The sequence below is a fragment of the Streptomyces tyrfis genome, from assembly GCF_037034285.1.
In the GTDB taxonomy this organism is placed as follows: Bacteria; Actinomycetota; Actinomycetes; order Streptomycetales; family Streptomycetaceae; genus Streptomyces.
The window spans coordinates 66546-85256 of the sequence record NZ_JBAGJZ010000022.1; the positions used below are offsets into that span (position 1 = coordinate 66546).

Annotated in this window: 19 protein-coding genes; 13 read left to right on the plus strand and 6 right to left on the minus strand. The window is 71.8% G+C overall.

All coding sequences use genetic code 11. From position 1 onward, the window contains the following. The first annotated feature begins 122 nt into the window (after positions 1-122). The 8 genes from WA762_RS18565 to era all read left to right on the plus strand — a co-directional run bounded on the left by WA762_RS18565 (position 123) and on the right by era (position 7534). On the plus strand, positions 123-1151 hold the full coding sequence (locus WA762_RS18565; RefSeq protein ID WP_335936951.1) for a PhoH family protein: 1029 nt from the start codon (positions 123-125) through the stop codon (positions 1149-1151). Positions 1152-1163: 12 nt separating this feature from the next. Next, the gene (gene ybeY / locus WA762_RS18570) at positions 1164-1661 is read left to right on the plus strand and encodes an rRNA maturation RNase YbeY (RefSeq protein WP_335936953.1); all 498 of its coding nucleotides are present in this window, start codon (positions 1164-1166) and stop codon (positions 1659-1661) included. After that, on the plus strand, positions 1658-2953 hold the full coding sequence (locus WA762_RS18575; RefSeq protein ID WP_335936955.1) for a hemolysin family protein: 1296 nt from the start codon (positions 1658-1660) through the stop codon (positions 2951-2953). Before ybeY ends, WA762_RS18575 begins: the two co-directional genes overlap by 4 nt. Beyond that, positions 2950-3303, plus strand: coding sequence for an MmcQ/YjbR family DNA-binding protein (locus tag WA762_RS18580; protein ID WP_335936957.1), 354 nt, complete (start codon positions 2950-2952; stop codon positions 3301-3303). Before WA762_RS18575 ends, WA762_RS18580 begins: the two co-directional genes overlap by 4 nt. 47 nt (positions 3304-3350) lie before the next feature. Then, complete coding sequence (locus WA762_RS18585; protein WP_335936959.1) at positions 3351-3704, plus strand: cytidine deaminase; 354 nt, start codon at positions 3351-3353, stop codon at positions 3702-3704. Between the two features lie 197 nt (positions 3705-3901). Next, the gene (locus WA762_RS18590) at positions 3902-5287 is read left to right on the plus strand and encodes a WxL domain-containing protein (RefSeq protein ID WP_335936961.1); all 1386 of its coding nucleotides are present in this window, start codon (positions 3902-3904) and stop codon (positions 5285-5287) included. 263 nt (positions 5288-5550) lie between these two features. Further along, positions 5551-6585 carry a WxL protein peptidoglycan domain-containing protein gene (locus tag WA762_RS18595; protein ID WP_335936963.1) on the plus strand — a complete coding sequence of 345 codons (1035 nt, stop codon included), beginning with the start codon at positions 5551-5553 and terminating at the stop codon, positions 6583-6585. After that, positions 6560-7534, plus strand: a complete 975-nt coding sequence (era, locus tag WA762_RS18600; protein WP_335936964.1) for a GTPase Era — start codon at positions 6560-6562, stop codon at positions 7532-7534. Before WA762_RS18595 ends, era begins: the two co-directional genes overlap by 26 nt. Before the next feature lie 121 nt (positions 7535-7655). Here era and WA762_RS18605 read toward each other — a convergent pair whose 3' ends face one another. Next, positions 7656-7922, minus strand: a complete 267-nt coding sequence (locus WA762_RS18605; RefSeq protein ID WP_335936965.1) for a protealysin inhibitor emfourin — start codon at positions 7920-7922, stop codon at positions 7656-7658. A gap of 48 nt (positions 7923-7970) precedes the next feature. Then, complete coding sequence (locus WA762_RS18610; RefSeq protein WP_335936966.1) at positions 7971-9047, minus strand: M4 family metallopeptidase; 1077 nt, start codon at positions 9045-9047, stop codon at positions 7971-7973. 296 nt (positions 9048-9343) lie between these two features. Between WA762_RS18610 and leuA the strand changes: the two genes are divergently transcribed. The 4 genes from leuA to WA762_RS18630 all read left to right on the plus strand — a co-directional run bounded on the left by leuA (position 9344) and on the right by WA762_RS18630 (position 13812). After that, on the plus strand, positions 9344-11122 hold the full coding sequence (leuA, locus tag WA762_RS18615; RefSeq protein ID WP_335936969.1) for a 2-isopropylmalate synthase: 1779 nt from the start codon (positions 9344-9346) through the stop codon (positions 11120-11122). A 241-nt stretch (positions 11123-11363) separates the two neighbouring features. Further along, positions 11364-12041 carry a TerB family tellurite resistance protein gene (locus WA762_RS18620; RefSeq protein WP_335937029.1) on the plus strand — a complete coding sequence of 226 codons (678 nt, stop codon included), beginning with the start codon at positions 11364-11366 and terminating at the stop codon, positions 12039-12041. A gap of 142 nt (positions 12042-12183) precedes the next feature. Beyond that, positions 12184-12930 (plus strand): DNA repair protein RecO, encoded by a 747-nt coding sequence (gene recO, locus WA762_RS18625; protein WP_335936970.1) that lies wholly within the window; start codon positions 12184-12186, stop codon positions 12928-12930. A gap of 57 nt (positions 12931-12987) precedes the next feature. Further along, positions 12988-13812, plus strand: a complete 825-nt coding sequence (locus WA762_RS18630) for an isoprenyl transferase (protein ID WP_335936971.1) — start codon at positions 12988-12990, stop codon at positions 13810-13812. A gap of 117 nt (positions 13813-13929) precedes the next feature. On the opposite strand, the gene WA762_RS18635 is transcribed toward WA762_RS18630, so the two are convergent. The 4 genes from WA762_RS18635 to WA762_RS18650 all read right to left on the minus strand — a co-directional run bounded on the left by WA762_RS18635 (position 13930) and on the right by WA762_RS18650 (position 17142). Then, positions 13930-14364 (minus strand): Fur family transcriptional regulator, encoded by a 435-nt coding sequence (locus tag WA762_RS18635; protein WP_335936972.1) that lies wholly within the window; start codon positions 14362-14364, stop codon positions 13930-13932. A 65-nt stretch (positions 14365-14429) separates the two neighbouring features. Continuing rightward, entirely contained in the window at positions 14430-15323 is an 894-nt protein-coding gene (locus WA762_RS18640) for a metal ABC transporter permease (RefSeq protein WP_335936974.1), read from the minus strand. Between the two features lie 2 nt (positions 15324-15325). After that, entirely contained in the window at positions 15326-16108 is a 783-nt protein-coding gene (locus WA762_RS18645) for a metal ABC transporter ATP-binding protein (RefSeq protein WP_335936975.1), read from the minus strand. Positions 16109-16146: 38 nt separating this feature from the next. Continuing rightward, complete coding sequence (locus tag WA762_RS18650) at positions 16147-17142, minus strand: metal ABC transporter substrate-binding protein (protein WP_335936976.1); 996 nt, start codon at positions 17140-17142, stop codon at positions 16147-16149. A gap of 152 nt (positions 17143-17294) precedes the next feature. On the opposite strand from WA762_RS18650, the gene WA762_RS18655 reads away from it, so the two are divergent. Then, the gene (locus WA762_RS18655) at positions 17295-18677 is read left to right on the plus strand and encodes a glycine--tRNA ligase (RefSeq protein WP_335936978.1); all 1383 of its coding nucleotides are present in this window, start codon (positions 17295-17297) and stop codon (positions 18675-18677) included. Positions 18678-18711: the final 34 nt, after the last annotated feature.

Genomic DNA, 18711 nt, shown 5'->3' on the forward strand with positions numbered 1-18711 from the left:
CCGTGGCAGGCCGGGAAAAGCCCTCGGCGTCGCCCGTGCCACGTCGTAGGCTTGGTATCCGAGAGGTTGTCGATCGGCGAGAACCGCGCAACGGAGGTATGTGCAGGCCACAGGGCCGGCCCATGACGCAGACACCCATAGCTCAGACCCCCGCCCCCGAACAGGCACGAGCCCGGTTCACCGTCCCGGCCAAGCACCCGATGGTGACCGTCCTCGGCTCGGGCGACGCCCTGTTGCGCGTGATCGAGAAGGCGTTCCCGGCAGCCGACATCCACGTCCGGGGCAACGAGGTCAGCGCCGTCGGAGACGCGGCGGAAGTCGCTCTCGTCCAGCGCCTGTTCAACGAAATGATGCTGGTGCTCCGCACCGGTCAGCCGATGACGGAGGACGCAGTGGAACGCTCGATCGCCATGCTCAGGGCGAGCGAGAACGGCGAGAGGGACGGCGAGGAGACGCCGGCCGAGGTGCTCACCCAGAACATCCTCTCCAGCCGTGGTCGCACCATCCGGCCCAAGACGCTCAACCAGAAGCGGTACGTCGACGCCATCGACAAGCACACGGTCGTCTTCGGCATCGGCCCCGCGGGCACCGGCAAGACCTACCTCGCCATGGCGAAGGCGGTCCAGGCCCTGCAGTCCAAGCAGGTCAACCGGATCATCCTGACCCGCCCCGCGGTCGAGGCGGGCGAGCGCCTCGGCTTCCTGCCGGGCACCCTCTACGAGAAGATCGACCCCTATCTGCGCCCGCTCTACGACGCGCTGCACGACATGCTCGACCCCGACTCGATCCCGCGGCTGATGGCGGCGGGCACGATCGAGGTCGCCCCGCTGGCCTACATGCGCGGCCGCACGTTGAACGACGCCTTCATCATTCTCGACGAGGCGCAGAACACCAATCCCGAGCAGATGAAGATGTTCCTCACCCGGCTCGGCTTCGACTCGAAGATCGTCATCACCGGTGACGTCACCCAGGTCGACCTGCCGAACGGGACCAGGAGCGGTCTGCGCCAGGTCCAGGACATCCTGGACGGCGTCGACGACGTCCACTTCTCCCGGCTCACCTCCCACGACGTCGTCCGGCACAAGCTCGTCGGCCGTATCGTCGACGCGTACGAGAAGTACGACAGCCGAAACAGCCACCACGGGAAGTAGTCGCAGCGCACCATGTCGATCGACGTCAACAACGAGTCCGGAACCGAGGTCGACGAGCGGGCGATCCTCGACATCGCCCGCTACGCGCTCGCGCGGATGCGGATCCACCCCCTCTCCGAGCTCTCGGTGATCGTGGTGGACGCCGAGGCCATGGAGCGGCTCCACATCCAGTGGATGGACCTTCCGGGGCCGACGGACGTCATGTCCTTCCCGATGGACGAGCTGCGTCCGCCGACCAAGGACACCGAGGAGCCGCCCCAGGGGCTCCTCGGCGACATCGTGCTCTGCCCCGAGGTCGCGCGGAAGCAGGGCGAGGACGCCCCCACCCGCCACTCCATGGACGAGGAGCTCCAGCTGCTCACCGTCCACGGGGTGCTGCACCTCCTCGGATACGACCACGAGGAGCCGGACGAGAAGGCCGAGATGTTCGGCCTGCAGGCCGCGATCGTCGACGGCTGGCGCACCGAGCGGGGGCTCACCGGCCCCTCGCCCGCCCCCACGGTCTCGTGAGCGTTCCCCTCGTCCTGGGCGCCGTCCTGCTGGTCGTCGTCGGCTGGCTGGCGGCCTGCGCGGAGGCGGGCATCGCCCGCGTGTCGAGCTTCCGGGCCGCCGAGGCCGTCCGCTCCGGGCGGCGCGGCAGCCAGAAGCTGGAGCAGGTCGCGGCGGACCCGACCCGGTATCTCAACGTCGCCCTGCTGGTGCGGGTCGCCTGCGAGATGTCGGCCGGCGTCCTCGTCACCTACGCCTGCCTCCAGGAACTGCCGAGGACCTGGGAGGCGCTGGCCGTCGCCATGGCCGTGATGGTCCTCGTCTCCTACGTCGCCGTCGGCGTCTCCCCGCGCACCATCGGCCGCCAGCACCCGCTGAACACCGCCACGGCCGCGGCGTACGCGCTGCTGCCGCTGGCCAGGGTCATGGGCCCGGTCCCGCAGCTGCTGATCCTCATCGGGAACGCGCTGACCCCCGGCAAGGGGTTCCGCAAGGGCCCGTTCGCCAGCGAGGCCGAGCTGCGGGCCATGGTCGACCTGGCCGAGGCGGAGTCGCTGATCGAGGACGAGGAGCGCCGCATGGTGCACTCCGTCTTCGAGCTGGGCGACACGCTGGTGCGCGAGGTCATGGTCCCGCGCACCGACCTGGTCTGCATCGAGCGGTACAAGACGATCCGGCAGGCGCTGACCCTGGCCCTGCGCTCCGGTTTCTCCCGCATCCCGGTCACCGGGGAGAACGAGGACGACATCGTCGGCATCGTGTACCTCAAGGACCTGGTCCGCAAGACGCACATCAACCGGGAGTCGGAGGCCGACCTGGTCTCCACGGCGATGCGGCCCGCGGCGTTCGTGCCCGACACCAAGAACGCCGGCGACCTGCTGCGCGAGATGCAGCAGGAGCGCAGCCACGTCGCCGTGGTGATCGACGAGTACGGCGGCACGGCGGGCATCGTCACCATCGAGGACATCCTGGAGGAGATCGTCGGGGAGATCACCGACGAGTACGACCGGGAACTCCCGCCCGTCCAGGAGCTGGAGAACGGCTGCTACCGGGTGACCGCCCGTCTCGACATCGGGGACCTCGGCGAGCTGTTCGACCTCGGCGAGTACGACGACGAGGACGTGGAGACGGTCGGCGGGCTGCTGGCGAAGGCGCTGGGGCGGGTGCCGATCGCGGGCGCCTCGGCGGTGGTCGACCTGCCCGACGGCCGCCGCATCCGGCTCACCGCCGAGTCCACGGCGGGCCGCCGCAACAAGATCGTCACGGTGCTGGTGGAGCCCGTGGCGCCGGAGGGGGAGGGGCGGACGGAGTGACCCCGCAGCAGCTGAGGGAATTCTGCCTGGAGTTGAACGCCAGCGTCGAGGAGTTCCCGTTCGGGCCGGAGCTCTCCGTCTTCAAGGTGCTCGGCAAGATGTTCGCGCTGAGCGCGCTGGACGCGCGCCCGCTGACGGTGAACCTCAAGTGCGACCCCGACGACGCGGTGCGGCTGCGGCAGGAGTACGAGGCGGTCGCCCCGGGCTGGCACATGAACAAGCGTCACTGGAACACGGTGACGGTCCCCGGGGTGCCGGACCGGCTGCTCCGCGAACTGGTCGAGGACTCCTACGACCTGGTGGTGGCGGGGCTGCCCCGGGCCCAGCGGCTGCGGCTGGACCGGGCGTAGCGCCACGGGGGGAGGGGCGTCCGGGGCGGGGCTCGTATGCTCGGCACATGACTGAGAGCACCGGACTCGCCCCCGAGGACCAGAAGATCATCACTCTGGCGCGCAGCGCCCGCGCCCGCAACGGCGTGCCGGAGGGCGCGGCCGTCCGGGACGAGACCGGGCGGACCTATGTCGCGGGCACCGTGGGGCTGGAGTCGCTGCGGCTCAGCGCGTTGCGGACGGCCGTGGCGATGGCGGTGGCCAGCGGAGCCACCTCGCTGGAGGCGGCGGCCGTCGTCTCCGAGGCCGAGACCCCGTCGGACGAGGACCGCGCGGCGGTGCGGGACCTGGGCGGGCCGGCGACCCCGGTGCTGCTGGCCGGTCCCGACGGTGTGCTGCGGGCGAGCGTGACGGCGGGCTGACGACGGGCCGGTCCGGGGCCGCCGAGTGGTGCGGCTCCGGGTTCCGGCGGTGCGGCCCGCGGCAGGGATCTTGACAGCGTCTGATGGCCCATCAGTCGGCGCCCCCCGACGCCATTGACTTCTCTTCGGCCGACGTCGTCAATGGCCCCCTGTCGGCGCGGAAGAGCCGCTGCGCCGTGTCCCGCAGGAGGGGGCCCATGCGTCCGACCATCCGAAGATTCGCCGTACGAAGACGCCCGGACCGCAGACGCCCGGACCGCGGACGCCGCTGGGCCGCCGCGCTGGGCGTCGGCGCGCTCGTCGTGGCCGGGGGAGGGGTGCTCGCGGCTCCCGCGCAGGCCCTGGTGACGGCCTCCGTCCCGGTGAACTTCCCCACCCACTGCATCCCGCCGGCCATCGCGGGCATCCCGCCGATCGACGGGGCGACGAAGGCGGAGATCACCGTCGACAACGCCGTCCCGGAGGTGGGCGACACGGTCACGGTCACCTACACCGTCCTGGAACCGGCCGCGGGCAACCCGGTCGATCTTCCGCTGCCCGCCGACATCATGACGCCCACCGGGAAGGTCGCCGTGCGCGGCGCCCAGACCGCGGACGTGACCGTCACCGGGCCGAAGAAGAACGTCCCAGTGCCCGGCAAGGGCGCCTTCCCGTCGTTCTCGATGACCGGCACGTTCACCGTCACCGCGCCCGGCCGGATCACGCTCTCGCCCGGCGACTACAACATCCACACCAGCTACATCATGGAGCTGGACACCCCGTGCACGGTGACGGACCCGCCCGCCCCCGTCTCCGAGACGATCATCGCGACGGACGGCGGCGGCCAGGTCAACGAGCGCGCCATCCGCCTCGGGGCCGATTCCGGCAGGGCGGGCGACGCCGTCACCGTGACCGGGTCGAAGTTCACCCCCGGCGCGGACATCACGCTCGCCGGACGGGTCGGCGACCGCCAGACCGCCGACACCGCCACCGTCACGGCCGACGGCGCCGGCGGCTTCAGCGGCCGGCTCACCGTCGACGACCCGGCGACCACCGGCATCGTCGCCTACGAGGGCGGCGCCTGGGACGCGGCCAGGGGCGCCGGTCCGCAGGCGTACACCGTCACCGGGGGCGGCGGGGGCCCGGGCGCCGTCGGCAGCCAGCGGCTCGGCACCTCCGTCCGGGCGGGCACGCTGTCCATGGTCCAGGACGCGGACGGCGTCGAGCTGTCGGCAGTCGACTTCGGGCGCGGCGGCGTCTCCCGGGGCTCCCTGGCGACGGTGACGGTCGAGGACTACCGCGGCGGGCCCGCCGGCTGGTCCCTGACCGGAAAGGTCACCGACTTCCAGGGCCCGGGCGGCGCGGTCATCGGCGCGTCCGCGCTGAGCTGGACACCGGCCTGCGCGACGAAGCCGGGCAGCCCCAGCACCTGCGTGGCGGGTTCCAGAGGGCCGGTCGGCAGCGCGGGCGCCACCCTGGCGTCCACGCCGGACGCGGCGGCCACCGGCGGCGAGTTCACCGTCGACGCCCGGCTCGCGCTGAGCGTGCCGGCGTACACCGCCCCCGGCGCGTACTCCGGGGTGCTCACCCTCACCCTCGCCTGACGGGCGGGCCGGTGGCCGGGGCCGCATCCGCCCCGGCCACCGGCCACCGGCGAACCGGGCGGCGCCCCCGGCACCGGCCGGCACATGGCCGCCGCTCTCCCCCCGGCCCCGCGCGCCCGCCCTCGCCCCGGACGACCGCGCGGATCCGTCCCACGGCCGGCCCGCGCCCGTTCCCCCGCCGCTCCACGATCCCCGCCGCCCCACCACTGGTCCCACGGCCCACGACCGGGCCACGTCCGATCCGGAGGCCCCGCACCGTGCGCATGCGCAAGCCGTACGTACTCCTCCTGGCCGGCGCCCTCCTGCTGGGCGGCGCGCCCGCGGTCCACGCCGCGGACAACGGCAGCTGGTCGGTGTACCCGGCCGCCGGACAGGGCGGCCGACGCCCGTACTTCTATCTCTCCGCCGACCCCGGGGCCACCCTCCACGACCGGGTCACCGTCACCAACAAGACGGACCGGTCGCGGACCTTCCGGCTGTACCCGGCCGACGCCTACAACACCGCCCGCGACGGCGGGTTCGCCGTCCGCTCGCGGGACGAGCCCCAGCGCGCCGTCGGCGCCTGGGCCAGGGCCGGCAGCGACCGGGTCACCGTGCCCCCGCACGGGTCGGTGGGCGTCCCGGTCACCATCACCGTCCCCCGGGACGCCGAGCCCGGCGACCATCCCGGCGCGCTCGTCGCACTCGACGAGGACGTCGCACCCGCCGACGCGGGAGCCGTCGCCGTCGGCGTCCGGCAGGCGGTCGGCGCCCGGATCTACCTGCGGGTCAACGGGCCGACGCTGCCCGCGATCTCCGTGGAGGACATCCGGATCGAGCACACCCAGCCGCTGGTCCCGGGCACCGGCCGGAGCCGCGCCGTCATCTCGTACACGCTCCGCAACCGGGGCAACGTCACCCTCGCCCCCCGGGTCGCCCTCCGGGCCGAGGGCCTCTTCGGCCGCACCCTGCTCGCCCGCGACCTGAAGCGGGTCCCGTCCGAGCTGCTGCCCCGCCAGCGGGTCCGGCTGACCGAGCGGTGGGACGACGCGCCCCAGCTGGACCGGGTCGGCGTCTGGCTGACCGCGAGCGCCCGCGACACCCGCGAGTCCGCCTCCGCCCGGTACGTGGCGCTGCCCTGGCCGCTGGCCGGGGTCCTGCTGCTGGTGATCGCCGGCTCGGGCACGGGGCTGTGGCTGCGGAGCCGCCGGCGCCGGGCCCGGACCGCCCGAGCCGACGCCCGACGGGCCCGCCGCGCCCCTTGGTGCGGCGGGACCGCCGGGATCGGGGACAATGGGCGCCATGAGCGTTCGACCTGACACAGAAGCCGCCGCACAGCAGGGCGCGGACCACGCACCCCACCGGGCCGGCTTCGCCTGCTTCGTGGGCCGCCCCAACGCGGGCAAGTCCACCCTCACGAACGCTCTGGTCGGCCGGAAGGTGGCGATCACCTCCAACCGGCCCCAGACCACCCGGCACACCGTGCGCGGCATCGTGCACCGCGAGGACGCGCAGCTGGTCCTGGTCGACACGCCCGGCCTCCACAAGCCGCGCACGCTGCTGGGCGAGCGGCTCAACGACGTCGTGCGGACCACCTGGGCCGAGGTCGACGTCATCGGCTTCTGCCTGCCCGCCGACCAGAAGCTCGGCCCCGGCGACCGGTTCATCGCCAAGGAACTCGCGGGCATCAGGAAGACCCCGAAGATCGCCATCGTCACCAAGACCGACCTCGTCGACTCCAAGCAGCTCGCCGAACAGCTCCTCGCCGTCTCCCGTCTCGCCGAGGAACTCGGCTTCGAATGGGCCGAGATCGTCCCGGTCTCGGCGGTCAAGGACAACCAGGTCGGTCTGCTGGCCGATCTGATCGCCCCGCTGCTCCCGGAGAGTCCCCCGCTCTACCCGGAGGGCGACCTCACCGACGAGCCCGAGATGGTCATGGTCGCGGAGCTGATCCGGGAGGCCGCGCTGGAAGGCGTGCGCGACGAGCTGCCGCACTCCATCGCCGTCGTCGTCGAGGAGATGCTGCCCCGGGAGAACCGCCCGGCGGACCGGCCGCTGCTCGACATCCACGCCAACGTCTACATCGAGCGCCCCAGCCAGAAGGGCATCATCATCGGCCCGAAGGGCAGGCGGCTGAAGGAAGTCGGCACGAAGTCCCGCAAGCACATCGAGGCGCTGCTGGGCACGCCCGTCTTCCTGGACCTGCACGTGAAGGTCGCCAAGGACTGGCAGCGCGACCCCAAGCAGCTGCGCAAGCTGGGCTTCTGAGCTCGGCCCGGTACGGGACCCGCCCGGACCCGCGGGGCCGGCCGGTCCCGTACCGGACCCGCCCGGTCCCGTCAGGACTCGTCGGGCTCCCGTCCGCCGGCCGCGCGTCCGCCCGGGCGCGTCACGCGCCCTCCTTGAGGACGCGCGAGACCAGGGCGCGCTGCTCGTCGGTCAGCCGGGGATCCGCGCAGTGCACCGTGCGGCCGTCCACCGTGATCCGGTACTGGAAGCCGTCCGGCACCCCCCGGGGCGGGGCCCCGTGGCCCGCGGCGAGCGCCGACTCGGCCAACGCCTCCCACTCTGCGGCGTCGGGCCGCCCGGAGGTGTCCACCTCGCCCCGGCGTGCGACACCGGCGAAGCCGCCGGTCCTGCTGACCTGAATCCGCATGCGGTAGTCCTCCATCGCCGGACGGGCCCGGGCACGGGCCCGAGCGCGCTAAGCGGTCGGCACGCCCACCTCCGACCACGCCTTCAGCACCGCTTCGGTCACGTCGCCCTCGCCGAAGCGGTCACGGGCCGCTGTCACCGTCAGCCTGGCGAAGTCCGTGAAGTCCGCGTCCACCTCCAGCCGGCCGCCCGTGAGCACATCGAACCAGATCTGCCCGGCCCGTTCCCAGGCCTTGCCGCCGAGCGCCGTGGCCAGCAGGCAGAACGCCCGGTTCGGAATGCCGGAGTTGAGGTGCACACCGCCGTTGTCCTGGCTGGTGTGGACGTAGTCCTCCATCTTCCCGGGCTGCGGGTCCTTGCCGAGCACGTCGTCGTCGTACGCCGTGCCGGGCTCCTTCATCGAACGCAGCGCCACCCCCTGCACCCCGGGGGCCAGCAGCCCGGCGCCGATCAGCCAGTCCGCCTGGTCGGCGGTCTGGTCCAGCGAGTACTGCTTCACCAGCGAGCCGAAGACGTCGGACACCGATTCGTTGAGCGCGCCGGACTGGCCGTAGTAGCTCAGATTGGCGGTGTACTGGGTCAGGCCGTGCGTCAGCTCATGGGCGACCACGTCGATGGGCAGCGTGAAGTCCAGGAAGATCTCGCCGTCGCCGTCGCCGAACACCATCTGCTCGCCGTCGAAGAAGGCGTTGTTGTACTTCTCGTCGTAGTGGACGGAACCGATCAGCGGCAACCCGTCGCCGTCGATCGAACGACGGCCGTACGCCTTGAACAGGAGCTCGAAGGTGGCGCCGAGCCCCGCGTACGCGCGGTTGACGCTCGCGTCCTGCGTCGGCGCCTCCCCCTCGGAGCGGACCTTGGTGCCGGGCAGCTGCGTCCTGTGCCGGCAGTCGTACAGCGTCCGGTCGGGCGTGTCGGAGGGCTCGCCGCCGCTCGCCCGCGAGCCGGACAGGGGAACGGCCGTCGCCGTCTGGCGGCGGGTGCGGCGGGCGGCGTCGCTCTCCAGGGTGCGGCGGGCGGCCCCGGCCAGATCGGGGTTGTCCGAACGCGAGAGCTTGTCGAGGACATGGGGCGGCACGATGGTGCAGAAGACGGGGCGGAACCCGTGCTGAGACTGAGGCTGCATACACCCGACTGTGGCACCAGGTAACTGACTTGTCACCGGTTGCGACGAGGATTGGCGAAATGGAGTGATCGGTCACGCCTGAGGGTTTTGGGCGCCCGGTCCCGCATACTGATACGGGACGGACGCATCAGGCGCCTCTCGGTTAACCTCGTCGCATCATGCGTTTCGGGCTGCTTCTTCTTAGCTGCCGCGGCGAGGGCCTGTAGTCGTAGGCCGACCCCCTCCCCGCGGAGTCTGGCGTTGCAGCGAAACCGTCGGCCGTCCCCCCTGGTCGGATCCCGAGGAGCCCGTACGCCATGACCACCGCACAGCCCGCGCCGACGCCCGCCGCCGGACGCCCGACGCCGATCACCAACGCCACCCACCTGCAGAAGCCGTCCGGGATGCCGGTCCACAAGTACGGCCGCTACGAGGCCGTCGACATCCCCGACCGCACGTGGCCGGACAAGCGGATCACCGTGGCGCCCCGCTGGCTCTCCACCGACCTGCGCGACGGCAACCAGGCCCTGATCGACCCGATGTCCCCGGCCCGCAAGCGCGAGATGTTCGACCTGCTCGTACGCATGGGCTACAAGGAGATCGAGGTCGGCTTCCCGTCCTCCGGCGAGACCGACTTCGCGTTCGTCCGCTCCATCATCGAAGAGGGCGCGATCCCCGAGGACGTCACGATCTCCGTCCTGACGCAGGCCCGCGAGGACCTGATCGAGCGGACCGTCGAGTCCCTGATCGGCGCCCGCCGCGCCACCGTGCACCTCTACAACGCCACCGCCCCCACCTTCCGCCGGGTCGTCTTCCGCGGCTCCAAGGACGACATCAAGCAGATCGCGGTGGACGGCACGCGGCTGGTCATGGAGTACGCCGAGAAGCTGCTGGGCCCGGAGACGGTCTTCGGCTACCAGTACAGCCCGGAGATCTTCACCGACACCGAGCTGGACTTCGCCCTGGAGGTCTGCGAGGCGGTCTGCGACGTCTGGCAGCCCGAGGAGGGCCGCGAGATCATCCTCAACCTGCCCGCCACCGTGGAGCGTTCGACCCCGTCCACGCACGCCGACCGGTTCGAGTGGATGTCGCGGAACCTGACCCGCCGCGAGCACATCTGCCTGTCAGCCCACCCGCACAACGACCGCGGCACCGCCGTGGCAGCCGCCGAACTGGCCGTCATGGCCGGCGCGGACCGGATCGAGGGCTGCCTGTTCGGCCAGGGCGAGCGCACCGGCAACGTCGACCTGGTCACCCTGGGCATGAACCTGTTCTCCCAGGGCGTCGACCCGCAGATCGACTTCTCGCAGATCGACGAGATCCGCCGCACCAGCGAGTACTGCAACCAGATGGAGGTCCACCCGCGCCACCCCTACGCGGGCGACCTGGTCTACACCGCCTTCTCCGGCTCCCACCAGGACGCCATCAAGAAGGGCTTCGACGCCATGGAGGCCGACGCGGCCGCCCGGGGCAGGACCGTCGACGAGATCGAGTGGGCGGTGCCGTACCTGCCGATCGACCCGAAGGACGTCGGCCGCAGCTACGAGGCCGTCATCCGGGTCAACTCGCAGTCCGGCAAGGGCGGCATCGCGTACGTCCTGAAGAACGACCACAAGCTGGACCTGCCGCGCCGGATGCAGATCGAGTTCTCCCGGATCATTCAGGCCAAGACCGACGCCGAGGGCGGCGAGGTCACCCCGGCGCAGATCTGGTCCGTGTTCCAGGACGAGTACCTGCCCAACCCCGAGAACCCCTGGGGGCGCGTGCAGATCCGCTCCGGCCAGACCACCACCGGCTCCGACGGCCAGGACACCATCACCGTCGAGGCGACCGTGGACGGCGCCGACACCGTGCTGACCGGCACCGGCAACGGACCGATCTCCGCGTTCTTCGAGGCGCTGCAGGCCATCGGCATCGACGCCCGGCTCCTGGACTACACCGAGCACACCATGAGCGAGGGCGCCAGCTCCCAGGCCGCCTCGTACATCGAGTGCGCCATCGACGGACGGGTGCTGTGGGGCATCGGCATCGACGCCAACACCACCCGCGCCTCGCTGAAGGCGGTCGTCTCCGCCGTCAACCGCTCGGGCCGCTGACCCGGCGCCCGCCGAGCACCCGGAGCCGCGATACGGCCGCGAACCCCGCCCCCGCCCGCCGGGGGCGGGGTTCGGCCATCTCCGGGGTTGTGACGATCGGGGTGCTGACGCCACCGCGCGACTGTGGTTAACATCACGTCCCACACGGCAATGTCGCCGGAGAGGGCGCCTCCCGTGCCCTGAGGGCCACGGGGGAGTTACGGAGGTGTACGACGTGCGGTCAGCCCTGGGACAACGCGCCATGAAGCTGCGCATCTGCGGCATCCGCACCGTCTGGGACACCGTCGGCGACGGCGAGTTCTTCTGCCCCGGCTGCGGCGGAGACCGCAACTACCGCCGGCTCACCGGACGCCGCCGCTTCGCCGTGCTCGGCGTGCCGATGCTGCGCCGCGGCACCACCGGCCCCGTCGTCGAGTGCGCCGCCTGCCGGGGGCGCTTCGACACCGACGTGCTCGACCACCCCACCACCACCCGGCTCTCCGCGATGCTCCGGGACGCCGTCCACACCGTCGCCCTCGGCGTCCTCGCGGCCGGCGGCACCACCTCCCGCACGGTGCTGCGGACCGCCGCCGACACCGTGCGCGGCGCCGGCTTCGCCGACTGCACCGAGGAGCAGCTGTCCACCGTCGTCGAGGTCCTCTCCGCCGACATCGGCCACGGTTCCGCCGTCGACCCGGCGGCCGAGGCGTGCGGCGCCGCCCTCGCCATCGAGCTGCACGAGGCGCTGGAGCCGCTGGCCCCGCACCTGGCCCCCGCCGGGCGCGAGGCGATCCTCCTCCAGGGCGCCAGGATCGCCCTCGCCGACGGGCCGTACGGCGCCTCCGAGCGCGAGGTGCTGACCACCGTCGGCGGAGCGCTGCGGATCTGCGCCGTGGACACCGCACGGCTGCTGGCCGCGGCGGCCCGCGCCCCCTTCTGAGCGCCCCGCCGCCCGGCGCCCGCCGGTTCCGGACCGTGCCCGCGCGGCCGCCGTCGGGAGCGCGGTCCGGGGCGTGCGGTCGGGGACGTGCGGTCCGGGGCGCGCGGTCGGGCGGGCCGCTCCCGTGCCGGACAATGGACGCATGAGCTTGTTCCGGGACGACGGCGTGGTGCTGCGCACGCAGAAGCTGGGCGAGGCCGACCGGATCATCACGATCCTCACCCGCGGCCACGGACGGGTGCGGGCCGTCGCGCGCGGGGTGCGGCGCACCAAGTCCAAGTTCGGCGCCCGGCTGGAGCCCTTCTCCCACGTCGACGTGCAGTTCTTCGCCCGGGGCGGCGAACTCGTCGGCCGCGGTCTGCCGCTCTGCACCCAGAGCGAGACGATCGCCCCGTACGGCGGCGGCATCGTCACCGACTACGCCCGCTACACCGCGGGCACCGCGATGCTGGAGACCGCCGAGCGGTTCACCGACCACGAGGGCGAGCCCGCGGTCCAGCAGTACCTGCTGCTCGTCGGCGGGCTGCGCACCCTGGCCCGCGGCGAGCACGAACCGCACCTCGTCCTCGACGCCTTCCTGCTGCGCTCGCTCGCCGTCAACGGCTACGCGCCCAGCTTCGAGGACTGCGCGCGCTGCGGGATGCCGGGGCCGAACCGGTTCTTCTCCGTCGCCGCGGGCGGCATCGTATGCGGCGACTGCCGGGTGCCCGGAAGCGTCGTACCCTCGACCGAGGCCGTCGGCCTGCTGAGCGCGCTGCTCACCGGCGACTGGGCGACGGCGGACGCGTGCGAGGCACGCCATGTCAGGGAGGGCAGCGGACTGGTGTCCGCCTATCTGCACTGGCATCTGGAGCGCGGACTGCGCTCACTGCGGTACGTAGAGAAGTGACACAGGCGGATCAGGCACGGATCCGGCATGGATCAGGCACAGGGAGCGAGACAGTTCATGGCAGTACGCGGGATGCTGGGCGGCCGTAACCGACGCGACTACAAGACCCCGGAGCCGCACCCCTCCGGCGCCACGCCCCCGAGGATCCCCGGTGAGCTGGTGCCCAGGCACGTGGCCATCGTGATGGACGGCAACGGCCGCTGGGCCAAGGAGCGCGGCCTTCCCCGCACGGAGGGGCACAAGGTCGGCGAGGGCGTCGTCATGGACGTCCTCAAGGGCTGCATCGAGATGGGCGTCAAGAACCTCTCGCTGTACGCCTTCTCCACCGAGAACTGGAAGCGGTCTCCGGAGGAGGTGAAGTTCCTGATGAACTTCAACCGGGACGTGATCCGCCGCCGCCGCGACGAGATGGACGAGCTGGGCATCCGCATCCGCTGGGTGGGGCGCATGCCGAAGCTGTGGAAGTCCGTCGTCCAGGAGCTCCAGGTCGCCCAGGAGCAGACGAAGGACAACGACCGGATGACGCTGTACTTCTGCGTCAACTACGGCGGCCGGGCCGAGATCGCGGACGCCGCGCAGCGCATCGCGCGGGACGTCGCGGCCGGGAAGCTGGACCCGTCCAAGGTCAACGAGAAGACCTTCGCGAAGTACATCTACTACCCGGACATGCCGGACGTCGACCTCTTCGTCCGCCCCAGCGGCGAGCAGCGCACCTCCAACTACCTGATCTGGCAGAGCGCCTACGCCGAGATGGTCTTCCAGGACGTGCTGTGGCCGGACTTCGACCGCCGCGACCTGTGGCGGGCCTGCCTGGAGTACGCCCAGCGGGACCGGCGGTTCGGAGGCGCGGAGGAGACGGTTCCGGCGGCGCCGAAGGGCTGAGGAAGGGGCGGCGGGTCCCGTACGGGAACGGCCCCGGCGCCGCGCCGACGGAGAACGACACGAAAGGGGGGCGACGGCCGTGCCGTCGCCCCCCTTTCGTGATCCGCCGGAGGCCGGTCAGCCCTGCTCGCCGGCGCACTCCGCGCAGGTGCCGAAGATCTCCACCGTGTGCGCCACGTTCACATAGCCGTGCTGGGCGGCGATCGACTCCGCCCACTGCTCCACCGCCGGCCCCTCGACCTCCACGGCCTTGCCGCACTTGCGGCACACCAGATGGTGGTGGTGGTCGCCGGTCGAGCAGCGCCGGTACACGGATTCGCCGTCCGAGGTGCGCAGCACGTCGACCTCGCCCGCGTCGGCCAGGGACTGAAGGGTGCGGTAGACGGTGGTCAGCCCCACCGAGTCGCCGCGGTGCCTCAGCACGTCGTGCAGCTCCTGGGCGCTGCGGAACTCGTCCACCTCGTCGAGGGCCGCCGCGACCGCCGCCCGCTGCCGGGTCGACCGGCCGCGCACCGGGGCCGCGTTCGTTCCACTGCTCGGCGCCGTCGCCACAGCCGCCTCCTCGTGTCGCCCGTACCTGTGTCGGGCCATTGTGCCAGCCCGCCCCGGGGCCGTGGTCACACCCGGAGGTCGTCCGCCTCGGCGCGGGCGGCCGGTACTTCAAGGGTGCACTCCCCGGGCGCCTGTTCGCCGCGGCGCGCCCGCCGCCGGGCCAGCGGAGTCGCGAGCAGCGTCAGGGCGACGAAGACCACGATGGCCAGCAGCACGATCGTCGCGCCGGGCGGGACGTCCTGGTAGTACGAGGCCACGGTGCCGGCCAGGGTCACCGCCGTGCCGATCACCACCGACAGGACGAACGTCAGCCGGAACGACCGGGAGATCTGCTGCGCCGCCGCGACCGGCACCACCATCAGCGCGCTGACCAGCAGCAGCCCGACGACCCGCATCGCCACGGTGACGGTCACCGCCGCCGTCACGGCGATCAGCAGGTTCAGCGCGCGCACCGGCAGCCCGGTGACGCGGGCGAACTCCTCGTCCTGGCTGACCGCGAAGAGCTGCCGCCGCAGTCCCAGCGTCACCAGCAGCACGAAGGCGGCCAGCAGGCAGATCGCGGTGATGTCCTCGGGGGAGACCGTGGCGAGTGAGCCGAAGAGATACGAGGTGAGGTTGGCGTTGGAGCCGGTGTCGGAGAGGTTGATCAGCAGCACGCCGCCCGCCATGCCGCCGTAGAACAGCATGGCCAGCGCGATGTCGCCGCGGGTGCGTCCGTACCAGCGGATCAGCTCCATCACCACCGAACCGGCGACGGCCACCGCCGTGGCCATCCACACCGGGCTGGTGGAGAGCAGGAAGCCGAGGCCGACACCGGTCATCGCGATGTGGCCGATGCCGTCGCCCATCAGGGCCTGGCGGCGCTGGACGAGGTAGACGCCGACGGCGGGGGCGATGACGCCGACCAGGACGGCGGCGAGCAGGGCCCGCTGCATGAAGGGAGGGTCGAGGAATTCCATGATCAGCTCAGCAGTCCGGTCCGGACGGGCTCGGTGGCCGCGTGGGGGTGTACATGGTCGTGTCCGGGCAGGGCGTGCTGCCCCACCGCCTTCGGGGGCGGCCCGTCGTGCGTGACGCAGCCGTCGCGCAGCACGATCGCGCGGTCGATCAGCGGCTCCAGCGGCCCCAGCTCGTGCAGCACCAGAAGCACCGTGGCGCCGCCCGCGACCTGCTCGCGGAGCGTGGTGGCGAGGATCTCCTGGCTGGCCAGGTCGACGCCGGCCATCGGCTCGTCCATGATCAGCACCTCGGGTTCGGCGGCCAGCGCCCGGGCGATCAGCACGCGCTGGTGCTGTCCGCCGGAGAGCGCGTTCACCGAGTCCCCGGCCCGGTCGCTCAGCCCGACCAGCTCGATGGCCCGGTCCACGGCGGCCCGGTCCGCCCTGCGGAGCGGGCCCAGCCGCGTACGGGAGAGTCGCCCGGACGAGACGACCTCGCGGATCGTGGCGGGGACGCCCCCGGCGGCGGTGGTGCGCTGGGGCACGTAGCCGACGCGGGACCAGTCGCGGAAGCGGCGCAGCGGGGTGCCGAAGAGCTCGACGGAGCCGCCGGTGAGCGGGACCTGGCCGATGACGGAGCGCACGGCGGTCGACTTGCCCGAGCCGTTGGCGCCGAGCAGGGCGACGACCTCGCCGCGGCGGACGGTCAGGTCGACGCCGCGCAGCACCGGGCGCGCGCCGAGCGTGGCCGTGGCGCCCCGCAGGGCTATCACGGGATCGGTCGTGCTGCTTCCGGATTCGGGCATGGGGGCCTCCGATGCTGCTGTGGCGGGTGTCGCGCGGGTCACTTCGCGCCCAGCGCCGTCCGCAGGGCGGCGAGGTTGGACCGCATGACCTCGACGTAGTCGGCGCCCTTGGACTTGTCGGTGATGCCCTCCAGCGGATCCAGGACGTCGGTCCGCAGGCCGGTGTCCCGGGCCAGGGTCTTCGCGGTCCTGTCGCTGGCGAGCGTCTCGAAGAATACGGTGGTGGCCCCGTCCTTCTTCGCGATGGTGTGGATCTCGCTGATCCGGGCGGGGGTGGGCTCGGCCTCGGGGTCGATGCCGGCGATGCCCTCCTGGGTGAGCCCGTAGCGTTCGGCGAGGTAGCCGAAGGCGGCGTGGGTGGTGATGAAGGTCTTGGTCGTGGTGTTCCGCAGACCGTCCTTGAAGGCCGTGTTCAGGCCGTCGAGCTCGGTGACCAGCGCCTCGGTGTTCCTGCGGTAGTCCGCGGCGTGCCCGGGGTCGGCCTTCTCCAGCGACTTCCCGACGCCCTTGGCGACCTCGGCGTACTTCACCGGGTCCAGCCAGACATGGGGGTCGGCGCCGGCCTCGTCGCCGTCGTGCGTGTGGCCGTGCTGCTCGTCGTGCGCGTGGTCGCCGTCGTGGCCGTGGTCGTGGCCGTCGCCGGCGGTCTCGGTGCCGTGGACCTCCAGCGCGGTGAGCTTCGAGGCGTCGACGGCGTTCTTCACGCCGGACTGCTTGATGGCGTCGTCGACGGCGGGCTGGATGCCCTTGAGGTAGAGGACGAAGTCGGCGTCGGAGAGCCCGCCGACCTGCCGGGGGCTGAGCTCCAGGTCGTGCGGCTCGACGCCCGGCTTGGTCAGGGTGGTGACGGAGACGTGCTTCCCGCCGATCCGCTCGGCCAGGAACTGCATCGGATAGAACGAGGCCACCACGTTCAGTCGGCCGTCGCTCCTTCGGTCGGCGGCGTCCGAGGCGGAGCAGGCGGTGAGGGCGGTGAGACCGAGGGCCAGGGCTCCGGCGACGGTGGCGGTGGGTATGAGGCGGCTGACGTTCATGACAGTCATTTTCAACAAAACTGGAAATGATTGTCAACAAGGATGATGAGATGACCGGATGGCGGACGGGGGCGGCGCCGATTTGATCCGGGGGGCGGGCGCGCCGGTAATCTGTAGCATTCGACGTTCGTCCTCGTAATGAAGAGAGCACCGTGGCCGCCGACAAGATCGACTCCATCGTCAGCCTGAGCAAGCGCCGTGGCTTCGTCTATCCCTGCAGCGAGATCTACGGCGGTCAGCGCGCCGCCTGGGACTACGGGCCGCTGGGCGTCGAGCTGAAGGAGAACCTCAAGCGCCAGTGGTGGCGTTACATGGTCACCTCGCGCGAGGACGTGGTCGGCATCGACTCGTCGGTCATCCTGGCCTCCGAGGTGTGGGCCGCCTCCGGTCACATCGCCACGTTCACCGACCCGCTGACCGAGTGCACCTCCTGCCACAAGCGCTTCCGGGCCGACCACCTGGAGGAGGCGTACGAGGAGAAGCACGGCCACCTCCCCGCCAACGGTCTGGCCGACCTCAACTGCCCGAACTGCGGCAACAAGGGCACGTTCACCGAGCCCAAGCAGTTCTCCGGTCTGCTCTCCACCCACCTGGGCCCGACCCAGGACTCCGGCTCGGTCGCCTACCTGCGCCCCGAGACCGCCCAGGGCATCTTCACCAACTTCGCCCAGGTCCAGCAGACCTCGCGCCGGAAGCCGCCGTTCGGCATCGCCCAGATGGGCAAGTCCTTCCGGAACGAGATCACCCCGGGCAACTTCATCTTCCGCACCCGCGAGTTCGAGCAGATGGAGATGGAGTTCTTCGTCAAGCCGGGCGAGGACGAGAAGTGGCACGAGTACTGGATGGAGCAGCGCTGGAACTGGTACACCGGCCTGGGCCTGCGCGAGGAGAACATGCGGTGGTTCGAGCACCCGCAGGAGAAGCTCTCGCACTACTCCAAGCGCACCGCCGACATCGAGTACCGCTTCCGCTTCGGCGGCAGCGAGTGGGGTGAGCTGGAGGGCGTCGCCAACCGCACGGACTACGACCTCAAGGCGCACTCCAAGGCGTCCGGCACCGACCTGTCGTACTTCGACCAGGAGGCCGGCGAGCGCTGGACCCCGTACGTCATCGAGCCGGCAGCCGGCGTCGGCCGCGCGATGCTCGCCTTCCTGCTCGACGCCTACATCGAGGACGAGGCGCCCAACGCCAAGGGCGTCATGGAGAAGCGCACCGTGATGCGCCTCGACCCGCGCCTGGCGCCGGTCAAGGTCGCCGTCCTGCCGCTGTCCCGCAACCCGCAGCTGTCGCCGAAGGCCAAGGGCCTCGCCGCCGACCTGCGGCAGAACTGGAACATCGAGTTCGACGACGCGGGCGCCATCGGCCGCCGCTACCGCCGTCAGGACGAGATCGGCACCCCGTTCTGCGTCACCGTCGACTTCGACACCCTGGACGACAACGCGGTGACCGTCCGCGAGCGCGACACCATGAAGCAGGAGCGCGTCTCCCTGGACCAGATCCAGGCGTACCTCGGCTCCCGCCTGATCGGCTGCTGACGCCCGCCCGCACCGCACGGCCGAGGCCCCCGGC